Below are 20985 nucleotides of genomic sequence, written 5' to 3' on the forward strand. Positions count from 1 at the left end.
TCCGATTGAAGCGAGAAACTGCGCCGACGTTAGCCAGCTGCGCTGGTTAACCCGGTTCCGATATCAGAATGAGTGGCGGATGCCCACCATGCCTGCGGCGGTATTCTTGCCCACCGCGACCGGCTGGCCGTACACCAGTGTCTGGTTCATCGTGCCACGGTTCGACACGTACCCGCCCTGAGCATACAACGTTGTGGCCTTGGACAGGTTGTAATCGGCACCCAGCACATAGGAGGTCGACTGGTTCTGATTGTGCTTCTCGTCCTTCACGTAGTAGACGCCCGACGTGACTTCGAACGCCGGCGTGAAGCGATAGCCGAGGCCACCCGTCCACATGTCGAAATCACCTGAGGCGATGCCCGCGGCGAGGTTCCCGTTCGGGTTCGCCGGGTTGCGTCCGTTGCTGAACGAACCGGATACCGAGAGACCGCGCCACGTGTATTTGCCGCCGAAGTAGACGAAACGGTTGTTGTTCAGACCGGTCGCCGGAATGGGCGTCGCACCCGGGTTTGCTGCGGTAGGGTACGGGTACGGGCTCGCGTCGTGCCCGTTGTAGTAGACGGCTGCGGCATTCAGGCCATAGTTCGAATACTTGAGCACCGCCGACTCGCGCGTGCCGCCCTGGAAGTGACCGGCAACGCCACCCGGTGCAAACTCCAGCGCGACCGATACGCCATAGAAGGACGGTGAGTTGTAGACCAGCGCATTGCTGTCATACAGGGCACCGATGCTGCCGTTCGTGCTGCTGCCCGTCCAGCCCGATTGCTGGTTCATCGTGAGCCATGCGGTCAGCACACTGCCGAAGAACCACGCGTTGCGCACGTCCGTGTCTGCAAGTGCGTAGGCCATCGGCGCAAGCTGGCGACCGGCGTCGAACTTGCCGAACGCTCCCGACACGCCAACCGTCGCGATCTGGTTGAACATGGCCGGTGTATTCGCCGTGTCGCTCAGCGCGAACTTGCCCGTGCCGGTGTCGAACGAGCCCTGGAGCCGGAAGTTGATCTTGTAGCCGCCGCCGATGTCCTCGGTGCCCTTCATCCCGAAAAGGCTCGAGTAGACGCCGCCGTCCTTGAAGCGGACGACGTGTCCGAGATTTGGGTTCTTCGATGCGATCGGCAGGAAATTCGCGGCTGCGGTGTTTTGCCACAGCAGGCCCGAATCCACCGCGCCATAAAGGGTTACCGACGACTGCGCGTGTGCGGATACTGCGAATGCGAGAAGCACTGCGGCTCCTGTAGTCCTCAACTTCATGTGGTCTCCAGCGTTACGATTGTTTAACACTTGGGTGCAGAGTCCTCATGCTCCGAAGGGGCTCTGTATCCTTTGCTGGAGAATACTTATAGTTGGCTCCATCTACTCCCCCCCACTCGCGGGGGGAGGGTTATCCGTAATATCAGCCCGGGACGAATGCCATCCAGCCTTACACAGCAAGGCTTTCAAGCGAAGATCAATGCAACGTCACGCTCATCTGGAGGCGCGACAATGCCTAATTTTGTTGCAAAGTGATAACAAACTGCCGCGCAGCGTCTGCGATAGTTGCTCTGTCACCTATATGGATAGTTGCTTTCGCATCGACACAAATCAAAGAGGTGGATGACGTGACTCGTCGCCAGCATCGTCCCGATCGGGTCAAGCGCATTGCCGGTGCTGAACTAGCTTTTTTCTCGGGGCAGACGGGGACCGGAGCAACCTCGGCATATTCGTAAATCGTCGATCGCTTCACCGCGCCGGCGTGGCTCGCGTGGATCCAGTCGACCTTCATCGGCACATCGCTAAAGACCGGCAGGCGAGGCATCGCGCAACCATCCACATTGCTCGTAACGTTCGAACTCTTCAGGCGTCAATTTCCAGCTCACCGCCCACGTTCAGGCCGGTTCCTGCAGCAGGCCCATGAGCTGCGCCCGACGCACGATCTGCCGGCGCGAAGTCGCGTCAAGTTTGATGAACAGGTTTTTCATATGCCATTTCACCGTCTCCTGGCCAACGCCCATCGCGAGCGCGATTTCCTTGTTAGTGAGGTTCCGACTCGCCAGCTCCAGTACGAAGCGCTCCTTCGGCGTCAGCACCGCACTGGAGATCACACGCGGACCGGCATCCGGGCCGGACGCTGGTGAATCGGCACCGGTTGCCGGCGGCTGCCTGGCGATGGCGGCGACGCGTGGCGCGCCGTCCCCCCCGCGCTCATGCAACCATTCTGCGAACGCAGGATGAAGGTCGGACGTCGTGAGACTCATCCCGTATGTCGTGCCCAGATCCATCGCCTCGCGAAGCAGAGCGGTGCTGCTTTCGCCGAGGCGGTCCTGCACGAACGCGCGCAACGCCATCAGATCGACGCCCACAGCGCCGAGCTTCATCACCTCGCTGCCTTCCTGGGCGAACGCGAGGGCATGGTTGGCCGCACGCCAGTCCTGCTCGGCAATTGCCGCGAACGCCTGCGCGATGTGCTGGTGCAGGAGCAGCGCCCGACGCTTGAGGGGAGAATTTGGCGTCGCGTGCTCAGCGACAATCTGATCCAGTCGGCGGCCGAGCGTGCGGCAGGACGCCGAACGGAAGCGGCCACTGTGAAGCCTGATCTGCTCGGTCAGGCTCGCCACGCACAACCTCGGCATGCGACGCGCGGCGCCGATCGCATGGAGATTCTCGAGCAAGTCGAAAGCCCGGTGCTCCGCGCCGGAGGCGGCTGCGACTCGCGCGGCCGTACGATAGGCGAAAACCACCGCGTCGGGTGTCCCGTTGCGTTCAAGCACATCCAGCCGGTTTGCCAGCAACGCGGCCGCTTCGTCGAAATCGCCGCGTTTGAACCGGGTCGTGGCAAGCAGCGCGGCGAGCATGCAGGAAAACGGGTGTCGGCGGCCCAGACTGTCATCTGCCTGCACCAGCGCCGGGCGCAGCGTGCGCTCGGCCAGCAACATTTGCCCCTGAAGCAGGTAGCTGAGACCGATCATGTAGGCGCGCCAGCGAACCACGTACGTATAGGCAGCACTGGCGACCCCGCGCGGCATGTGCCGCCCGAACTGGCGGGCCGTCGCGTACTCGCCATCCATGAGAGCGCGCGCGGCGAGCCGGTTGGCATGCACCTGCTGAAGCCACGATTCGCTGACCGGTGGCGTATCGCCCCAGCGATCGATCAAACGCGCAGCACGATCAGGCTCATCCGCGAAATAGGCCGCGGCGCTCATAATCAGATCGATCTCGTAGCGCATCGCCTCGTCGGGCTCGGCAGTGCGCAAAATCGCGTCCGCCTGCACCTCGGCGAGCTGCTGGCGCTCGCTCAGCGCAAGCGCCCAGGCCATGGCGAGCCGCAAGCGCGGATGGCGGTCCAGCACGGCTTCCGGTAGCCATTCGAGCCATTCCAGCACAGTGACGAGGTGGCCTTGCGTTACGGCTTCGTGCAAAGACTTCTGCGCGAGCGTGTAGGCGGTTTCCTCCTGCCCGCAGGCCAGCGCGTGGCGCGCGGCGAGCTCGGTCATGTCATGGTCGGCCAGCCAGTGCATTGCGCGGTTGTGCAACTCCCCCTGCGCAGATGCCGGCATAAGCGCCAGACGCTCCCGAAGTGCGTCGCGTGCCATCGAGTGCATGCGGAACCACTTCCCTCGTCCCTGGGCACCGAAAAAGAGGGGTGTTTCGCGCGCGAGGCGCATGAGCCGCTGTTTCGCATCGTGGGCGCCGGTGAGCGCTTCGCACAGATCTTCGTGCAGCAGGTCGACAATCGAAATACGGGTAAGGTACTCAGTGTCCTCGCTGCTTAGCCGTTCAAGCAGCGCCGTAACGAACTGCTCACGAATGCCGGCGGTGCTGCTGGCAAAAGCGTCGATGCTCGCGGCCGGATCATCGCTGTCCGCGACCGCAGCCAGTGCAACCTGCAAGCCGAGCGGCCAGCCTTCCGTGATGTCGTGCAATCGGGCGCTCGCATCAGCATCGACCTGGGCGTCCAAACGGCTGCCAATCAATCCGATTGTCTCGTCCAGGCGAAAGCGAAGCGCCGCAGCATCTACCGTTGCGCACTGGCCATACGAGCCCAGGCGCGCGATGACCTTGTCGAATCCGGCGCGCGAGGCAATCACGATGCGCAGGTTGGACGGGGGGTTCTCAAGCAGATAGATGAGCGCTTCCAGACTTGCCTGAGGCAACTGCTCCGCCTCGTCGAATATCACCACGACATCGAGCGCTGTGCGAGCGACTTCAGCCAGCCATGCCGTGACCCCGTCAAGTGGTGAGTCTGGGAAGGCTCCCCCCTCCAGCAGGCGTTTGCCGAATGTTGCCCGCCCGGACCCGGCACGGACCGCGAGCGTCAGGCCCGTGAGCAGGCGCCGCGGGTCGTCGTGTCCGTCAAGGGTAAGCCATGCGACCGCGCTTCCGCGCATCAGGTATTCCTGGCGCCACTGGATCAAAAGAGATGTTTTGCCGAACCCCGACGGCGCCTGCACTATGGTCACGACACGATCGCGGAAACGCTCGCAATCCGAACTCAGGCGCGCGCGGGCAAGCATATGCCGCGGCGCGCGGGGCGGACTGATCTTCAGCGTAGTTTCCGGGTGCGAGACAGATTGTTGATTTGTCATCGGATTGGGGACGACTGGCTGTGTCGCGTCTGCCGTGCACAGGGCCGCGCTGGAAGAGATATTCGAAGTATAACGGACACTGTTCTTCATTTTTTGACACTTCGACTGGCAACCGCGTTGCGCCCCCCTAAAGATGGGGGGAGCTTTGACAAGCGTTTGTTCTTACCATGGTGGCCTGCTCGGCAACCACCAATCTCATGTTTCGTCACCTCGGTGTATCCATTGATTCGAGCGACCACTGCTCGGATGCGGCCATACGGGCACTTGAATTTGCCGTAGAACATGGCGCGCGCGTCAGCCTCTGGTATGGGCAACCCGTGCCGGACGATCCGCTCGTCAAGGCGCATTGCGATCACAGGGCGAGCGAAGCGCTAACCCGGGCCGAGGCTGCCGCGCAGGCAATGGGGGTACCGTGCAGGACGGCGGCACTCTTTGGCGAGCGGCCTGCGCAGGAAATACTGGATGCTGCAAAGCTCTGCGGGTGCGACGTCGTTGTGATGGCTCATGACCCGGGCGAGCTTGCTAAAAGCGGATCCGTAGCCAGCAATCTGCTCTCGCTCGCACAAGTTCCGGTGTTGACTCCCGGGCGCCCGGCACGCATCGCCGCTCTCGACCTGCTACGCGGCGAATATCGGCGACTCGCGGACCTTTTACAACAATGGCTGTCTCTGAGCAGTTCGCGTGCGCGAGGAGAACCAAACCTGAGGCCACATCGCGCGAGCATGCTGGCGGCAGTCGAACATATTCGCCGCACCGTACATCCGCTGCAACGCTGCAAGGAGGCCTCGCTGTGCGGCCCGCTTCGCCGTCGCGTAGGCAGTCTGCGCGCCGAAATCGATGAATTGCTCCTGCTGGGTCAACGCGAACGCGAACTGCTGGTCGAGATCGAGTTGACGTTGGCCCAGCCGCTGGATAACGAATCCGCTGTGGTCGATCTCTCGTCTGCGCTAACGCGTTACGCGCACCTTGTCTGGACCGCCCGCGGGCGGGAAGAAGGGATCGTCCTGCCAGCGGCGCGTCGCCATCTGAGGACGCTCGACTGGGATCGGCTGCATGCCAGATTCATCATTGCGCTGCACACAGGTGACGGCGCGACGCGAGGAATGTAAATGTCAACGAGCAACCCGACAGCAGAGTCGGGAGAGCAGGTCTTCAACACACCGACGATCGTCGTACTCGTGGCTGGGCTATCCATGCTTGGACAGTTCGCGATCGCCACGTACCTGCCCGCATTTACGGTTATGACGCAGGCGCTGCATGCCAGCCCAACGCAAGTCCAGCAGTCGTTATCAGCCTACCTGCTCCCATTCGCATTGATGATCCCGTGGCATGGGGCGATCTCCGACGCAATCGGCCGCCGCCGGATGATCCTCGTCGGCAATGCGCTATTCACGGTCGGATCGCTGATGTGCGCCGTGGCGCCCAGCATGACGCTGTTCTACGCCGGGCGGGCGATACAAGGCATGAGCGCCGGGGCTGGCGTCATTATCGGTCGGGCGATGGTGCGCGACGTTTTTCATGGCTCGGACGCACAGAAAATCATGGCGCTGGTAGCGATGATCTTTGCGCTGGCGCCCGCACTTGCGCCCGTCTGTGGCGGCTGGCTGCTTCTGTGGACCGGATGGCGCAGCATCTTCATCTTCCTCGCGGTCCTTTCAGCTTCGCTGGTGGTGATCACCTGGTTCTTCGTGCCCGAGACCCTGCCGCCGTCCGGCCGGCATCCGCTGCATCCGGTTGCGCTCGCGCGGGCCTATGCCGCCTTGTTCACGAAGCCGCGTTTCCTGGCGCTCGCGCTCGCCAACGCGGCCGTCAATCTGAGCATCTACCTGTATGTGCTGGCCGCGCCAACCTTCGTCGTGAAGCACCTTGGCCTCGGCGAACAGTCATTCGGCTACCTTTTCGTGCCGATCGTGGTGGGCCTGATCGCCGGCGCGGCAGTCGCACATCGCGCGGCCGGTCGCGGCAGTCCAGCGCGCAGTGTGATCCTCGGCCATCTGGTCATGATGGTGGCCGGCGTGATCAATATCAGCGTCAACGCCATGCACGCAACTCCGATGCCATGGGATCTGGTGGCGCTGCCCATCTTCGCGCTCGGCATGATGATGACGCAGCCCAGTCTGCAAGTGATGGCCCTTGACTGTTTCCCGGAGCGGCGCGGGCTGGCATCCAGTTGTTACGTCACCGTCCAGCAATTCGGCAACTTCCTGTCGTCCGCATTGCTGGTGCCACTCCTGCTCGGCAACACGCTCAGCATGGCTGTGGGCATGGCGATTCTGCAATGCCTCGGACTACTTGTGTTCTGCATCGCAATGCGCGATGGGGGATCGGATTAGGCGCGAAGCAAAATCGGTCGCCAACAGGCTGATCCCGGCGTGAAACAGGGCGCGCAAACTTGGTCGGGGCGGCTCGCTGGACCCCGGAGTCGGTAAGCATGATGAACAGTCAGTCATTGAGTTATTGCTTCAGACAGTGAAACGGGCCATAGCTTGATTCAAGACCGCCATCTTTGCTCTCTGGCTATCAGATGAGCATGCCGCCGCCTTCGCTGCTCTGGAGGCGGCGCAACGCGCTCTCGATACTCAAAAGCAATGGCTCTTGCCGGAATCGGACATTTGGATGCCAAGGGCTAACTGACGCGCGACGGCGCGTTAGCCGCACAACTTCAAGCCCTACACCGGCGTCGCTGCGTCGAACTCAAGCCTCAGATCCTGAGTTATCGCGCCGCGACAATTTGCCAGAGTCAACGTCCGATCTTGAAGATGTATTGTGTGTGCATGTTTAAAGGAGAACAAACATGCCGCAGATCAACGCTGTACAAATGGCCCGCGTGAAGGCCACCGCCCCCGTCCTGGCTGAGCATGGCCCAACGATCACAAGGCATTTCTACAGGCGCATGTTCGCGCGCCACCCCGAACTGAAGAACCTGTTCAACCAGACCCACCAGACGACCGGCAGCCAGCCCGAGACGCTTGCGCGCGCGGTCTACGCCTACGCAGCAAACATCGACAATCTCGGCGCGCTCGGCGGCGCGGTGTCGCGGATCGCGCACAAGCATGCGAGCCTGAACATTCGCCCCGAGCATTACCCGATCGTCGGCGAGGACCTGCTCGCGTCGATCGTCGAGGTGCTCGGCGACGCGGTCGATGCAGACACGCTCGAAGCGTGGCGCGCCGCATACGGCCAGCTTGCGCAGATCCTGATTGGCGTCGAGGCGAACCTGTACGTGGGCGCGGCGTGGAGCGGCTTCCGTCCGTTCAAGGTGGCGCGCAAGGTGCGTGAGAGCGACGAAATCACGTCGTTCTATCTGACGCCGGCCGATGGCGGCGCCGCGCCGTCGTTCGAGCCGGGTCAGTACGTGACGGTGAAGCGCTTCGTCGGCGATCTCGGCGTCGATCAACCACGCCAGTACAGCCTGTCGGACGCACCTCACGGCAAGTGGCTGCGCATTTCGGTGAAGCGCGAGGCCGGCAAGCCCGAGGCGATCCCGGCTGGCAAGGTCTCAACGCTGATGCATGACGGCGTCGAGGAGGGCGCGATCGTCGAGGTCACAGCACCGATGGGCGACTTCTCATTGAAGCGCGATGTCGAGAGGCCGGTCGTGCTGCTATCAGGCGGCGTTGGCCTGACACCGATGGTGTCGATGGCGTCGACGCTGATTGGCGACGGCAGCAAGCGCGAAGTGCGCTTCGTGCACGCATGTCGAGAGGGCACGGTGCACGCGTTTCGCGACTGGCTCAACGACGCCGCACATGAGAATGCGAACGTGACGCGCACGGTGCTGTACGAACGGGTCGGTTTGAACGACCGCCCAGGTGTCGACCACGATCTCGAAGGGCGGCTCACACCGGCGCACGTCGAGCACTACGCCCTCGTGCCGGATGCGGATTACTACATTTGCGGCCCGATTGCGTTCATGAAAGCGCAGCGCGATTCGCTTATCGCGCTGGGCGTAGCGCCGGAGCGTGTGCATACGGAAATCTTCGGTTCCGGCGCGCTCGAATGAAGCGCTTCAGCCTCCGATCGGCTTGTGCATGAAGACGGCCTTGTTCGGAGGGTTAGGTGTATCGGCGTCGCCGAGTCACGCGGCAACGTCGCTGACCACCTTGCTGTTGCGCGGACGGGTAATCTCGTCATGACCGAGGTCGGCGTCGGCGATTCCAAGAATGTCAACCAGACCATCCGCAACGATAGGCGCCATCTGTTCGTAAGTTCGCGATTGGCAGTCACATTGAGCGATCGTCGATCGCAGCAGTTGGTTGCCGCTGGAACGCGATCCAAAGTGCTGTGACTTGCCAATGCTTACAGTCATCAAGCAAGTTCGATACTCCCATTTGGGAGGGAGGCGGCGATGTCGCGCACAGAAATTGGCCACTCGTCACCAGCGAGATATTCACGCCCGAACCCGGCTTCCTGGCCAGCAAAACAGGCCGACTTGATCGATCGCAACTGCGCGGGAACTCCACGACCTCGCCGAAGAGCGGACCAAAGTTCACGATAGAGCATTACCGCGCGCAAAGCCTTCAAGAGAACAGAAACGCTCATCGAGCACGCAGCATGATCACGCGCCCGCGCGTCGGCGAGATGCGTAGCGTCAAACACGTTTCTTCACAACAGCCGCAACCCGCCGTCGCACTCGATCACTGCGCCGGTCATGAAAGTGTTCTCCATCAAAAATTGGAGCGCGTGCGCGACATCCGTTGCTTGCCCCACACGTTGCGCCGGCAAGGTTTCAGCCTGTTGCTGGAACAGGTCGGCCTTCACGCTAGCGGGGAACCTGTCCCACCACGGCGTATCGACCACGCCGGGCGAGACGGCGTTGACGCGAAGCGGCGCCAGTTCGCGCGCGAGCGTGCCGATCATGCTTTCGAGCGCGCCATTGATCGCGCCCAAACCGGCTGTACCGGGATTGGCGATGCGCGCGGATATCGCGGTGAGGAACGTCAAGCTGCCGTCGCGGCGCAGGCGAGGCAGCGCGGCTTGCGCCGCTTCGAGTTGCGGCCAGAACTTGGCTTCGAAGCCGCGACGCAGCGCCGAAAGATCGAGTTCGGCGAATTTGCCGCCGCCTTCGCCGCCGGAGAGCGTCAACACCAGGTGGTCGATGCCGCCCAGTCGGCCGAAGAAGCGCTCGAGCGCAGTGCGGTCGGAGCAGTCGAGCGCTTCACCCGCGACGTGCCCGGTGAGGCCGGCAAGCGCCCGGTCCAGTTTTCCCTGGTCGCGGCCAACCGCCACGACGTTCGCGCCGGCTGACGCCAGTCGCGCCACCGTCGCCAGCCCGATACCTGACGAACCACCCAGCACCACGACTTTCTGATTTTGCCAATCCATGTCATTGCTCCTGTGAATGAACGGAAGAGAGCGCCCGCCAACGTGCTGTCGATCACGCTTCGCACCCCCTTGGCGGTAGAATGCGCGTTCGGTTCATATCACTCAAATCGTTTGATGCCATGAGCAACATCATTGAGAATGATTTCCGGCGTTTCGACCTGAACCTGCTTTTAACCTTCCGCGCGCTATTCGAGGAGCGCAGTGTCACGCGCGCCGCACAGCGGCTCTTTCTCGGCCAGCCAGCCGTGAGCGGGGCGCTCAAGCGGTTGCGCGAAACTTTCAGCGACGAACTCTTCGTGCGTACTCCGCATGGCATGATGCCGACACCACGTGCACTCGAACTGGCGCGACAGATCGAACCGTTCCTCCAGTCGCTGCATCAGGCGCTCACGCAGCCGTCCGTGTTCGATCCGGCGAGCGCGCAGAGGGTGTTTCGCATTGGTCTGAGCGACTCTCTGGAAGTAGTGTTGACGCCGGAAATCATGGGACGTCTGGCCGCCCAAGCGCCTGGCGTGAAGCTGATCTCGCTTCCCACCGACTCGACGCGCGCGGCGGCGATGCTCGACGAAGGCGCAATCGAGCTTGCGGTCGGCGTATTCGGCGAAAGCGTGGCATGGCAGCGACGCACGCCGCTTTTTCAATGGCGTTTCGTGAGCGTCTACAATCCGCGCCTCATCAAGACGCGCCGCAAGCGTCTGTCGATGGAGGAGTTCCTGCGCAACCGGCACATACTGACCTCGTTCAGCGGGGGGCTACACGGCTTTATCGACGAGCGGCTGGAAATGCAGGGCCTCAAGCGCGACGTCGTCTTCTCCAGTGCGAATTTCGCCACCAGTCCGTTTATCGTGCAGCGCACGCCGGCCATTGCAACGATTCCCGACTTCATCGGCCGTATGTGGCGCGACACGCTGGATCTGGCATTGAGTCCTCTGCCGTTCGACGTGCCGGGCTATGAAGTTTCCCTGATGTGGGCTGCCGTCCGCGACCAGGATGGGGGGCTCGCATGGTTGATGGCCGAATTCGTGGACGCGTTCGGCGTGGCCGTAGGCGGGCGCGCAAATCAATGACCGGATTGGGTCTGTCACCCGGATGGGCGAACAGCTTGCGTTCGACCATCACCGGGATGCGGCCATATCCGTCCCGGAAAGTCTTCAGGATCCGGACGTCACTTACGGCACCGCGTCGTCGCCCTGTTTCTTGTGCTGCGACGCCATCCGCTCCTGCTGAGCGGGGGGCACCGGATCATAGTGGCTGAGCTGGATGCTGTAGTTACCGTGCCCGCCAGCAATGGCGTTCAGACGCGACTGATAGTCGTTGAGTTCGGATAGTGGCACCTGCCCGGCAACGACCATGGCGTTGCCGGCGGCCACGCGTGTGCCGTGAACCTGCCCGCGCTTGGCGGACAGGTCGCCGATGATGTCACCCATCGCGACTTCCGGCGTCATCACCTCGATGTTCACAATGGGCTCGAGCAGAATGGGCCGGGCTTTCAGCACCGCGTCGATGAAGGCCTTGCGCCCGGCAGATACGAATGCCACTTCTTTGGAGTCGACTGAATGGCTCTTGCCGTCGAAGACGGTGACTCGCACGTCCTGCATCGGGAAGCCGGCAAGCGGCCCGCTGTCGATGACCTGGAGGATGCCCTTTTCCACCGCGGGCATGAATTGACCGGGAATGGCGCCGCCCTTCACGGCGTCGACGAACTCGAAACCCGTGCCTCGCGGCAGCGGCTCCACGCGCAGCATCACTTCGCCGAATTGCCCGGCGCCCCCGGTTTGCTTCTTGTGGCGATGATGGCCTTCGGCCGTGGCGCCGATGGTTTCCCGATACGCGATCTTCGGCGGCCGCGTCACGACCTCGAGCTTGTACTGCTCGGATAGTCGTTCCAGCATGAGGCGCAGGTGCAACTCGCCCAGACCCCGTACCACCGTCTCGTTGGTGCCGACCGGGTGTTCGATACGCAGGCACGGGTCTTCCGCACTCAACTTTTGCAGCGTCTCCCAAAGGCGCTGCTCGTTGCCCCGGCGCGCAGGCTCGATCGCCAATCCATAGATGGGCGTGGGAAAGTCGAGCGGCGTGAGGTGGATGTTGCCGTCCTCGGGGGCGTCGTGCAGCACGGCATCGAAGCCGATCTCGTCGACTTTGGCGGTGGCGCAGATATCGCCTGGCCCGGCTTGCGGGACATCCACGTGCTCCTTGCCCTTCAACATCATCAGATGGGCGATCCTGAATGGCTGGCGCCCGTCACCGATATAGAGTTGGCTATCGCGCCTGATCGTGCCCTGATGGATGCGAAACACGGCCATCTTGCCGATGTAAGGGTCCATGACGATCTTGAAGACGTGGGCCAATACATGCTTGTCGGGAAGCGGTTCGGCGCGCACGACTTCCTGGCGGCCGCCGGCATCGCGGTAGAAGAGCGGCGGGTTGCCTTCCATGGGATTGGGCAGGAGCCGGACGAACACGTCGAGCAATTCCGCGATGCCGGCGCCGTTGGCCGCCGACGTGAAGCAGATCGGCACCAGATGACCTTCGCGGAGCGCTCGCTCGAAGGGCTCGTGCAACTGCTCCGGGCTGATGGCCTGGCCTTGCTCCAGGTAACGCTCCATCAGGGCAGCATCGATTTCGACTACCTGATCGACCAGCGCATTGTGCGCGGCCGCAACAGACCCGAAATCGGCGTCGCCGGCAGGCTTGAAAAAGCAATCCACCACCTGGCGGCCGCTCTGAGCCGGCAGATTGATGGGCAGGCATTTCATGCCGAAGGTCTCCTGAATTTGCGTCAGAAGTCCCGGAAGGTCGACCTTTTCGCCATCGATACCGTTCACGATGATCATTCTGCAGAGCTTGCGTTCTTCCGCCCACGCCATCATGCGCCGGGTAGTCATTTCGATGCCGGTCTGCGCATTGATGACGATGGCAGCCGTCTCCACAGCGGGCAACGCGCTGATCGCCAACCCGGAAAAGTCCGGATAACCGGGCGTATCCAGCAGATAGATGCGCGTATCCTGGTAGTGCAGGTGGGCGACGGCGGAGTTCAGCGAGTGATGATATTTGCGCTCTAGCGGGTCGAAATCACAGACCGTGGTACCGCGCTCAACGCTGCCGGGCGCGTGTAACGCGCCGCCCCGGTGCAGCAGTGCTTCGACGAGAGAAGTCTTACCGCACCCGGCATGTCCGACCAGGCCGACAGTACGTATGGAATCGGGGCTGAAACGCATGGTTGCCCTCCTCCAGCAGTGGATCTGTGGCCATTATTGGCGAAAACGGATTCGTATGCCAGACGGGGTGATCATTCCATTCGTTGTCGCGCCCAGTCACGGCGCTGGCGTCCGCATGTCTTTCACACGCGAGCGAAAGCGAACTATTCTTAAAGAGTCTTGCGAAGTAATCTCCTTTTCCTTCCAGCGGAGGTGCGTCATGTCAATGTCAGCCACGCTCCAGGACTGCCTGCGCAGCAAGGGCTTGCAGTACGAAATCGTGCATCACCCGTACAGCCATTCCAGCGTCGAAACCGCGGCGGCGGCGCATATTCCCGGCGATCGTCTCGCCAAGACAGTGCTTTTTGAAGACGAGCACGGCTATGTGGCGGCCGTGCTGCCATCGACCTACGCCGTACGACTGTCCGAGCTCTGGGCAAAGACCGGACGCCATCTCCTTCTAGCCAAAGAGACCGATCTGCGGGAGTTGTTCAAGGATTGTGACGCGGGAGCGCTTCCGCCGGTATGTACGGCCTATGGCATGCAAACCTATCTTGACGAAAGCCTCGCCCTGCAGCCGGACATTTATTTCGAGGCCGGCGATCATGAAGGGCTGATTCACATGGGCACGGATCAATTCCTGGATCTGATGGACCGGGCCGAGCGGACACGCTTCGCACGTCGCATGCAGGGTTTGCCAATGTGACCGGGGCACGCTTGGTGCGGCCTGGTTTGCGCAGCGCGGCATAAAGCGCGCTGCGTCACCCAACCTTTGCTCGAGGCAGATCATGCAACGCAGCGATACGGTGCTGAAGCACGTGATGGCAGCCTTCGAACGCGAATCACACCTTAAGCTCCACAATCATCCCATCCATATAAGTTTCGACGGCGACGCCTTGATCGTGGCGGGCGAGGTGCCGGATGTCGCTTCCAAGAAGCGCCTTCTTCAGTTGACCCAGCGGCACAGCGAAGGCAAGCGCCTGGTCGACCAGTTACGTGTCACCGCCAACCCGCCGGTCGCTGATGGCGAGTTGCGCACACGTATCTGCGAACGGCTGGCGCAGGCGGTGGATTTCCGCAACTGCGTAATCTGTGCTCACTTCAAGGGCCAGTTCGAAGTGCTGCGCGGCACCATGGACGAGGCGGGCAACGACGGCAGTGGCGTCATCGAGGTGACGGTCGAGGACGGTGTGGTGACCTTGACGGGGCAAGTGATCAGCCTGTCTCACAGGCGCCTGGCGAGTGTGACTGCCTGGTGGGTCGGCGGCTGCCGCGACGTGGTGAACCTGCTGGAGTTGGTGCCCGCCGAAGCGGACGGCGACGATGAAATTTCCGATGTCCTGCACCTGGTGCTCGAAACCGATCTGCGGGTGCGCGCTGAGCAGATCACCATCACCGTGGAAAACCAGAGGATCACGCTAGCAGGGTGGGTCCCGACCGAAGCCGAAAGACGGCAGGCGGAACAGGACGCGTGGTGTCTGGATGCTATCGGGGGCGTCGTCAATCGTATCCAGGTGCGCGCCTGATCTGACTGCGGGCCCGCGGGAAATGAGTGCGCGCAAGATGCTGTCGGGCGTGGCGATGGCCGTGTTGTTCGTCGGATGCCGCGCTTCGAACGCTAGTCCGTGTTCTCCGGCGTTGTCCGACGTCGATGTCAAAGACGGCCTCAAGATAGAGGCCGATTGTGGTTTCCCCGTCCGGGCCCTCGACCGCATGACCGCCGAGTTGAGCCGCGCGGTGAAGGCCGCCGGGCTCTCCAGTGCCCAGACAGTCTGGCTCGCCAGGGCGACCAACGTGATACTGAGTGGCGTATATGCGCAATCGGGCCGCAATGAGCGCAAGACTGACACCGCAGTCACCAACATCGAACCGCTAATCGAGCACCTGGCCGAGCAAATCAGGGCGCAGCCCGACGCAGACCTGGTAGCTGAAGCTCAAAAATGGGCTGCACGTTACAAGGATCTGCTGCGTCGAGCGTCGATCGCACGGAGTTCCGATCCTCTTGAAGTACAAATAGGCGAAGCGCTCGAGCGCGTCGATCTGCAGGGCGCATCAAAACGGCTTACCACGCTGCTCGCCAAAAAAAAGGAGAGCCCGCAGGTGTTCGCGGCGCGTTGTTATGAGGCTGGCGAAATCGAGTTGCTGCGCTTCTCGCCGCAGAACGCATTGCCGTCTCTGGAAAAGGCCTACGCATTGCAACCCGAAGACACCGACAATGCGACGGCGTTTGCCGACACTTTGCAAGAGCAACGTGAGTTTGAACGTGCGGAACCGATTTACCACACGCTGCTGTCGCGTTATCAGGTGCTTGCGCAGGAGAAGCCCGTCGCCTACCAACCCCGGATTGCGCGTACGCTGGAGAAGCTTGGCAACCTCTACGTCGGGATGCAACGGCCAAAGGAGGCGGAACTCGCCTATCTGCGGGCGCTGGAGATCTATTGGGTATTGGCGCGGCAGGCCCCCACGGCCTACGGACCCGCTGTGGCAGAAACTTTTGACAACCTTGGCGTCCTATATCGCGATACACAGCGCCTGCAGGAGGCCGCGGATGCCTACCGCGAAGCGCTGAACATCGATCGTGCATTGGCTTATCGCGACCCCGCGACCTACAAGCCGGATATTGCGACGACGCTTAACGACCTCGGCATTCTGTACGACGCCGCACAACGAACGAGCGATGCTGAGCAGGCGTATCGCGAGGCGCTGAACATCCAGCAGGCGCTTGTGCGCGGCAACCCCGCGGCCTATCGCCCCGCACTCGCGCGCACACTCAACAACCTCGGGAACCTCTATAGCGCGACGCAGCAACACAAGGAAGCAGAGCATGCATACAAGGAAGCGCTAACGATCCGGCAGCAGCTTGCCCGGGAGAGTCCAGCACTCTATCGGCCCGACGTGGCGCGCACGCTCACTAACATTGGCGCGCTCTATCGTGCCACGCAGCGGCCGAAGGCGGCAGAGCGGGCGTATCAGGATGCGTTGCAAATCTATCGTGCGCTCGCGCGAGAAAACCCTACAGCCTACCAGCCGGACGAAGCGCGGACGCTGAACAATCTAGGCGTCCTCTTCAGTCACACCGGGCGCCCACGCGAGGCGGAAGATGCCTACCGTAGCGCGTTGGACCTTTATCGGAGTCTGTCGCGAGATAATCCCGTGGCCTACCGTCAGGATGAAGCACGGACACTCGGCAACCTGGGCGCACTCTTCAGCCAGATGCAACGACCGCGCGAGGCTGAGCAGGCGAGGCGTGAAGCCGCCCGCCTTCTCGACACAACGGAAGCGCAGTAGATCGCACGGCAAACTGCCTTTGCGCCAGGCAATCATGCAATCGGCCAGCTCGGCTATCGTCCGGCAGGAAGCGATTGCAGCAGGCGGGCCGAACGCAAGTGAAATTCTTCGAACTGCATCGCTGTCCTCTCAGTGCACGACGCCAAAGAACGCGATCGCACCCTCGGCGGGTGTCAGGCCCGCCCTGAAGTAACCTCCAGCCGTTCGACGCTCGCTTCGTCGAGCGTGAAAGGCGGCCGGACCAATCCCACCTTGAACGCATGGTCGTACCAGTCGCTAATCCATGCGCGCAGGTCGATCACGTATTGCGGCAGCGCATCCGAAGGGTCGTCATGCATATGCGCCTCCTGGGCTCGCATATCGGTCATGCGGCCTTGCGGCCAACCCCCATCTCGAGACGGCGTCGGTTCGGCGGGAAAACACGCCACATGCCGTCCGCGTGGCGAAAGAAGAAGACAGAGAACGACCCTGTAGGCCGCTCGACCTGAATGCAGACACGCCTCGTGCCGCCTGTGCGCGAGCGGTCGAGCAGTCGCACGCGTGCCGGAGGGTCGCGCGTCGAGCCCACCAGTTTTTCGATCTGAGTATGCAGTGATGTGTTAGCCGCCACCGTATGTTCCCCTGATGCCCGATGAACCCATGCTAGCGGCACGCGTACACGCGTACACGCGTACACCCCACCGCGTAGCGCGACGCGCAAGTAATCCGGCGCCGCTATAGGTCAACCGCATCCCTCAGAAAGCGTAGGACGGATTTCGGGTGACTTCGGCGATTTCGTACCACGCAACGAATCGCGCCCGCGAGTGTTTGCTGCGAGTTTGAAGCCGTTTATGCCGACTGCGAGGCAACACGCGGCCATCAACAGCCGTTTGGCCAGCGATGCGGTCGGACATTCGAAGGTCCGGTTCGCCCAGTTAAGAGACGCTCTGTCCAGGATCCTGTCCTTCGCATCGCGAAGCCACATCCGCCGGTCAAGCTGCAATTTTCCGAATCGGCATAACCACAATCAGCCTCATTCGAAGAAACGAACTCGCCGAGGCGAGCGAGAAGTGGCGTCTCCAAACCAGTTCGGCGCTCCAATCACACGCCATCCACCACTGCGAAAATGCCATCACTGCTCGAGAGTCGCATGGGCAGGATTTCTTGGTATTCGGAAGAGTTGTACCATGCAATCGCGTCCTGGCGCGTAGGGAACTCGATGATGACGAGCCGCTTGTACGGCAATTCGCCCTCCATCACTTCGAGGTTGCCGCCACGCGCGAGGAACTTGCCGCCATATGCCTCGATCGTCGCTGGCGCCTTTGCGCGATATTGATTGAAAACAGCTTCGTTTTCTATCGATTCCTGTACGACGACAAATGCTGCCATGTGTTGGCTCCTTAAAGTGAAGAGCGATGCTGCAGTAGAACGGTGCCCGATCCGAGTGTCCGTTGCTCGGAGCGACGCCGACGTGGTTGCCTCTGCGCCAGACGGAATTTTGCAGACGCGTTAGCTATCGCGGCGAACGGTCCACAATGCGCCCGCCATGATGAGGACCCCAACGGTCTGTAGTGCGGCTAGTTGGTGTCCGTATACAACCCGGTCCACGACAATGGCTGTCAGCGGATAGACGAATTGCAACAGCGCCACACGACTGGTGCGCAGCTGGCTCATCCCGGCATAGAGAACGACGTACGCGACGCCACTATGGATGCTTCCTAGCCCGGCTAACCAAAGCCATGCAGTCGTAGTTTGCGGCAATCCATGCCAGAGCGGCCACCAAGCTGTAAGCGGCACGCCGACAGCACTCTGCCACCAGGACAACGCAAACGAACTAACTCGTTTCGCCTTGCGCGCGATTAACGGTAAGCCAGCATAGGCGACGGCACCCACGAGGCATAGGGCGACGCCGGTCTGATAAGACGATGTCGCGATCAAGCTCGTCTTGCTTCCAATCAGTCCGGTGGCGAGTACAAGTCCGGCCAGCGCTACAACGCAAGCAATGACCTGCGCTTTGGATACGCGCTCACCCAGCCACCAGGCACCCAGACCGATGACGAAAAAGGGCTGGATGTGAAACAAAACTGTCGCTATTGCAATAGACACCCGTGGAATGGCGGCAAAGAACAAAACCCAATTGAGCACGATTAGCCCGCCCGCGACCATCAACGCAGTGCCTTGCCGTTCCGAGGGGCTTGATGGGGCTAGCACGGCAGATACAGGCGGGCAAGGAGTTGCGCTTTTCATGTCCTGAATTGTGGAATGGGTTGACCGTCACGAAAAGCGAATTTATCGTTTCGTTATTATTCGATTTTCAAATGATTGACCACCATGTCCCAATCTCCCGATCTACAGCTTGACTGGCTGCGCGCGTTTGTCGCCGTCGCCGACACGGGGTCGCTCACGGCCGCGGCGAAGCAGGTCTATCGCTCGCAGTCCGCTGTGAGCATGCAGTTGAAGAAGCTCGAGGATGCGGTGGGGCAATCGCTGATGTTGCGCGGGCCACGTCATATGCTTTTAACTACAGCCGGCACTGAGCTTTTGAGCTATGCGCGGAGAATGCTGGATATACACGCCGAGGCCATCACTGCGCTTCGGGGGCCAGAGGTCACAGGCCGCATTAGTTTGGGCGTGCCGGAGGACTATGCGACGGCTTATCTCACACCAGTCCTTCGCACCTTCTCGAGCCGCTACTCAGCGGTGGAAATCACTTTGGTCTGCGAGCAGTCAACCGCACTCATTCCCAAAGTAGAACGGGGCGAACTGGACCTGGCGGTCGTCACGCGGGATCGCGCTGACAGAGGGACGTTGCTGTTTCGAGAAAAGCTTGTCTGGGTCGGAAAAGAACAATATGAGGCCTGGCGTCGTAATCCATTGCCCATCGCCGTCCACGAATCAGGAAGTCGACCGCGCGATGCCGTGCTCAAAGCTATTTCATCCCAGCGGCGTCAGTATCGGATCGTCTATCACAGCCCAAACGTCGCTGGACAACTGGCCGCCGCAGAGAGCGGCATGGCGCTGGCGGTGCTAACGCAATGCAGTCTCCCTGCCGGACTGAAAGTGCTCGACAGCCGCCACGGACTCCCGGATTTGCCTGAAATGGAGGTGGTCGTCATCCGTTCAAAGCAGGCCAAACAATCGGCTGCGGCAGCAGCGATGTTTGACCAACTCATCCGAACTTTGCGCCGCGCGGAGTAAGAACCCACTACGAGTCGCTGCTGGGCTTCGCGCGAAGACAACGGCGCCGCGTTGCACGACCGCTTTCGAACGCGAAACGGACGTACGAGCGCGTTGCGCGAGCGACCGATACGGGTCGCCGAACGAAACCGCTCGTGCGGTAGGGGGCTCCGGCCAGCTAGAGCCGCTCGCAAACAACGTGCGACTGGCCGTTTTCAAACTAACCAGAGCCAACCGCCGGCCGGTCTTGCGACATTACGGCCGTGCACGCGTCTTGACGTTCGGACGCCTCAATTCAGGAGGGCGCGTCCCGCGGCCGAATGACCAGTTGGTCACGCAGATCGCCTACAAACAGTTCAATATCAGCTTGTACGCTAGACGCATTGTGCGGCTCGCTACCCGCAAGCATTGCTGTTCGAGCATGCGCGCCACATCTAATGCGGAGCGGAACGAATCGGCGGATGAATTCCGACGACGAATATCACATTTCAGTCAGGCATTACACCCCATCCCATCGGCCGCTCACGCGAGGTCAGCCGGGCATTGGTCGTCGCAATGATCGTCGTGCGAATGGTACAGGTGGCCGTCGACGAGATAGTGAACGTGATCCCCATGCATCACCGCTTGATGGTCGCACCCGGGTCCGTGAACGTGGCCCGAATCGCGGCTGCGCAGCCAACCCTGATCGCAGTGAACCGCACTTATCGGGAACAGGAAATGACTCCAATCTTGGCGGGCGCGGCCTCGTAGGACGCGTTCGCCGAACCATCCTGTCTTTTCTGCTCGTGTTGACCGAGCCGAACGCAGTGTAAGACGCTAACTGCCGCCGGCCAGTGGCGCTCACAAAAAGTCATTGGATCGCCGTCCGTACTGGCTGCGATGGCTTGGCGAGGAGATGTCACGGTTCACGAAAGGTAGCAGGCAGCTTTTGACATGTAGCGATAGGGGAGCCGGCGGCTACAAGTGACGTTATGACATAGCACGCACATAGAACCCAATGATTTTCCCTGTTAGCCGGGCAAGCACTTGATGACCGAAATACAGGTAACGGACCCATTCTTACGGCAGGCAGATGCTCGCAGCACATTGCACGGGCATCGGCTGACGCCGCAGCGCCGGCAGGTCCTCGCATAGTTGCAGAGCGGGGCGGCCCGGCCCGGCGTATCAGTTGCTGGAAGACATGCGGGCGGTCCGCACCAATGCCGCACCATTCGATATTTATTGGTCCTTGCATTTCCTGATGGAGCAACGCCTTGGGAGGCGCGTTGTCACGTCCAGTACCTTTATGACGTGCGGCGATGTCGACGGACAGCACGAGGTTTCATTGTGTGCAAGCGCTGCGTGTCGGTTTCGGTAGTCCACGACGAGGCGCTGTGAAGGACGCTCGAGGGCGCGGCGCGCACCGCTTACTTCGTCGTCGACGGCCAGGAAACGGAAATTAAGAGGTTGTCCGA

The 20985-nt window shown here is 61.5% G+C and carries 15 protein-coding genes and 2 pseudogenes; 8 read left to right on the forward strand and 9 right to left on the reverse strand.

Annotated elements, in window-relative coordinates; all coding sequences use genetic code 11:
* Positions 1 to 63: 63 nt before the first annotated feature.
* Positions 64 to 1251, reverse strand: a complete 1188-nt coding sequence (locus P0D89_RS23855; RefSeq protein ID WP_408363516.1) for a porin — start codon at positions 1249 to 1251, stop codon at positions 64 to 66.
* A gap of 614 nt (positions 1252 to 1865) precedes the next feature.
* On the reverse strand, positions 1866 to 4490 hold the full coding sequence (locus tag P0D89_RS23860) for a winged helix-turn-helix domain-containing protein (RefSeq protein WP_408363514.1): 2625 nt from the start codon (positions 4488 to 4490) through the stop codon (positions 1866 to 1868).
* 269 nt (positions 4491 to 4759) lie between these two features.
* Between P0D89_RS23860 and P0D89_RS23865 the strand changes: the two genes are divergently transcribed.
* The 3 genes from P0D89_RS23865 (at position 4760) to hmpA (ending at position 8565) form a co-directional block, all read left to right on the forward strand.
* The gene (locus tag P0D89_RS23865; RefSeq protein ID WP_408363512.1) at positions 4760 to 5671 is read left to right on the forward strand and encodes a universal stress protein; all 912 of its coding nucleotides are present in this window, start codon (positions 4760 to 4762) and stop codon (positions 5669 to 5671) included.
* The gene (locus tag P0D89_RS23870) at positions 5672 to 6895 is read left to right on the forward strand and encodes a multidrug effflux MFS transporter (RefSeq protein ID WP_408363510.1); all 1224 of its coding nucleotides are present in this window, start codon (positions 5672 to 5674) and stop codon (positions 6893 to 6895) included.
* A 461-nt stretch (positions 6896 to 7356) separates the two neighbouring features.
* Entirely contained in the window at positions 7357 to 8565 is a 1209-nt protein-coding gene (hmpA, locus tag P0D89_RS23875; RefSeq protein WP_408363508.1) for an NO-inducible flavohemoprotein, read from the forward strand.
* A 602-nt stretch (positions 8566 to 9167) separates the two neighbouring features.
* Here the strand turns inward: hmpA and P0D89_RS23880 are convergent.
* On the reverse strand, positions 9168 to 9887 hold the full coding sequence (locus tag P0D89_RS23880; RefSeq protein WP_408363506.1) for an SDR family oxidoreductase: 720 nt from the start codon (positions 9885 to 9887) through the stop codon (positions 9168 to 9170).
* Positions 9888 to 10006: 119 nt separating this feature from the next.
* Here P0D89_RS23880 and P0D89_RS23885 point away from each other — a divergent pair, with 119 nt between their 5' ends.
* Complete coding sequence (locus tag P0D89_RS23885; protein ID WP_408363504.1) at positions 10007 to 10954, forward strand: LysR family transcriptional regulator; 948 nt, start codon at positions 10007 to 10009, stop codon at positions 10952 to 10954.
* Between the two features lie 10 nt (positions 10955 to 10964).
* On the opposite strand, the pseudogene P0D89_RS23890 reads toward P0D89_RS23885, so the two are convergent.
* Positions 10965 to 11057: pseudogene (locus P0D89_RS23890) on the reverse strand (DUF1488 family protein); the annotation flags it as partial.
* Entirely contained in the window at positions 11057 to 13108 is a 2052-nt protein-coding gene (gene fusA, locus P0D89_RS23895) for an elongation factor G (protein ID WP_408363502.1), read from the reverse strand. The gene fusA and the pseudogene P0D89_RS23890, both read right to left, overlap by 1 nt.
* A gap of 199 nt (positions 13109 to 13307) precedes the next feature.
* On the opposite strand from fusA, the gene P0D89_RS23900 reads away from it, so the two are divergent.
* The 3 genes from P0D89_RS23900 to P0D89_RS23910 all read left to right on the forward strand — a co-directional run bounded on the left by P0D89_RS23900 (position 13308) and on the right by P0D89_RS23910 (position 16375).
* On the forward strand, positions 13308 to 13793 hold the full coding sequence (locus P0D89_RS23900; protein WP_408363528.1) for an aminoacyl-tRNA deacylase: 486 nt from the start codon (positions 13308 to 13310) through the stop codon (positions 13791 to 13793).
* An 82-nt stretch (positions 13794 to 13875) separates the two neighbouring features.
* A complete protein-coding gene (locus P0D89_RS23905) occupies positions 13876 to 14613 on the forward strand; it encodes a BON domain-containing protein (protein WP_408363500.1) in 738 nt (245 codons plus the stop codon).
* Between the two features lie 22 nt (positions 14614 to 14635).
* Entirely contained in the window at positions 14636 to 16375 is a 1740-nt protein-coding gene (locus P0D89_RS23910) for a tetratricopeptide repeat protein (RefSeq protein ID WP_408363498.1), read from the forward strand.
* A 129-nt stretch (positions 16376 to 16504) separates the two neighbouring features.
* On the opposite strand, the pseudogene P0D89_RS23915 reads toward P0D89_RS23910, so the two are convergent.
* The 4 genes and pseudogenes from P0D89_RS23915 to P0D89_RS23930 all read right to left on the reverse strand — a co-directional run bounded on the left by P0D89_RS23915 (position 16505) and on the right by P0D89_RS23930 (position 18520).
* Positions 16505 to 16713, reverse strand: a pseudogene (locus tag P0D89_RS23915) (hypothetical protein).
* 26 nt (positions 16714 to 16739) lie between these two features.
* Positions 16740 to 16985 carry a hypothetical protein gene (locus P0D89_RS23920; RefSeq protein WP_408377362.1) on the reverse strand — a complete coding sequence of 82 codons (246 nt, stop codon included), beginning with the start codon at positions 16983 to 16985 and terminating at the stop codon, positions 16740 to 16742.
* Between the two features lie 470 nt (positions 16986 to 17455).
* Positions 17456 to 17743, reverse strand: a complete 288-nt coding sequence (locus P0D89_RS23925) for a DUF1330 domain-containing protein (protein WP_408363494.1) — start codon at positions 17741 to 17743, stop codon at positions 17456 to 17458.
* 120 nt (positions 17744 to 17863) lie between these two features.
* A complete protein-coding gene (locus P0D89_RS23930; protein WP_408363526.1) occupies positions 17864 to 18520 on the reverse strand; it encodes a DMT family transporter in 657 nt (218 codons plus the stop codon).
* A gap of 165 nt (positions 18521 to 18685) precedes the next feature.
* Between P0D89_RS23930 and P0D89_RS23935 the strand changes: the two genes are divergently transcribed.
* Positions 18686 to 19552: a LysR family transcriptional regulator gene (locus P0D89_RS23935; RefSeq protein ID WP_408377364.1), complete on the forward strand. Its 867-nt coding sequence runs from the start codon at positions 18686 to 18688 to the stop codon at positions 19550 to 19552.
* The last annotated feature ends 1433 nt before the right edge of the window (positions 19553 to 20985 follow it).

It is taken from the genome of Paraburkholderia sp. RL18-085-BIA-A (genome assembly GCF_046027075.1).
Classification (GTDB): domain Bacteria; phylum Pseudomonadota; class Gammaproteobacteria; order Burkholderiales; family Burkholderiaceae; genus Paraburkholderia.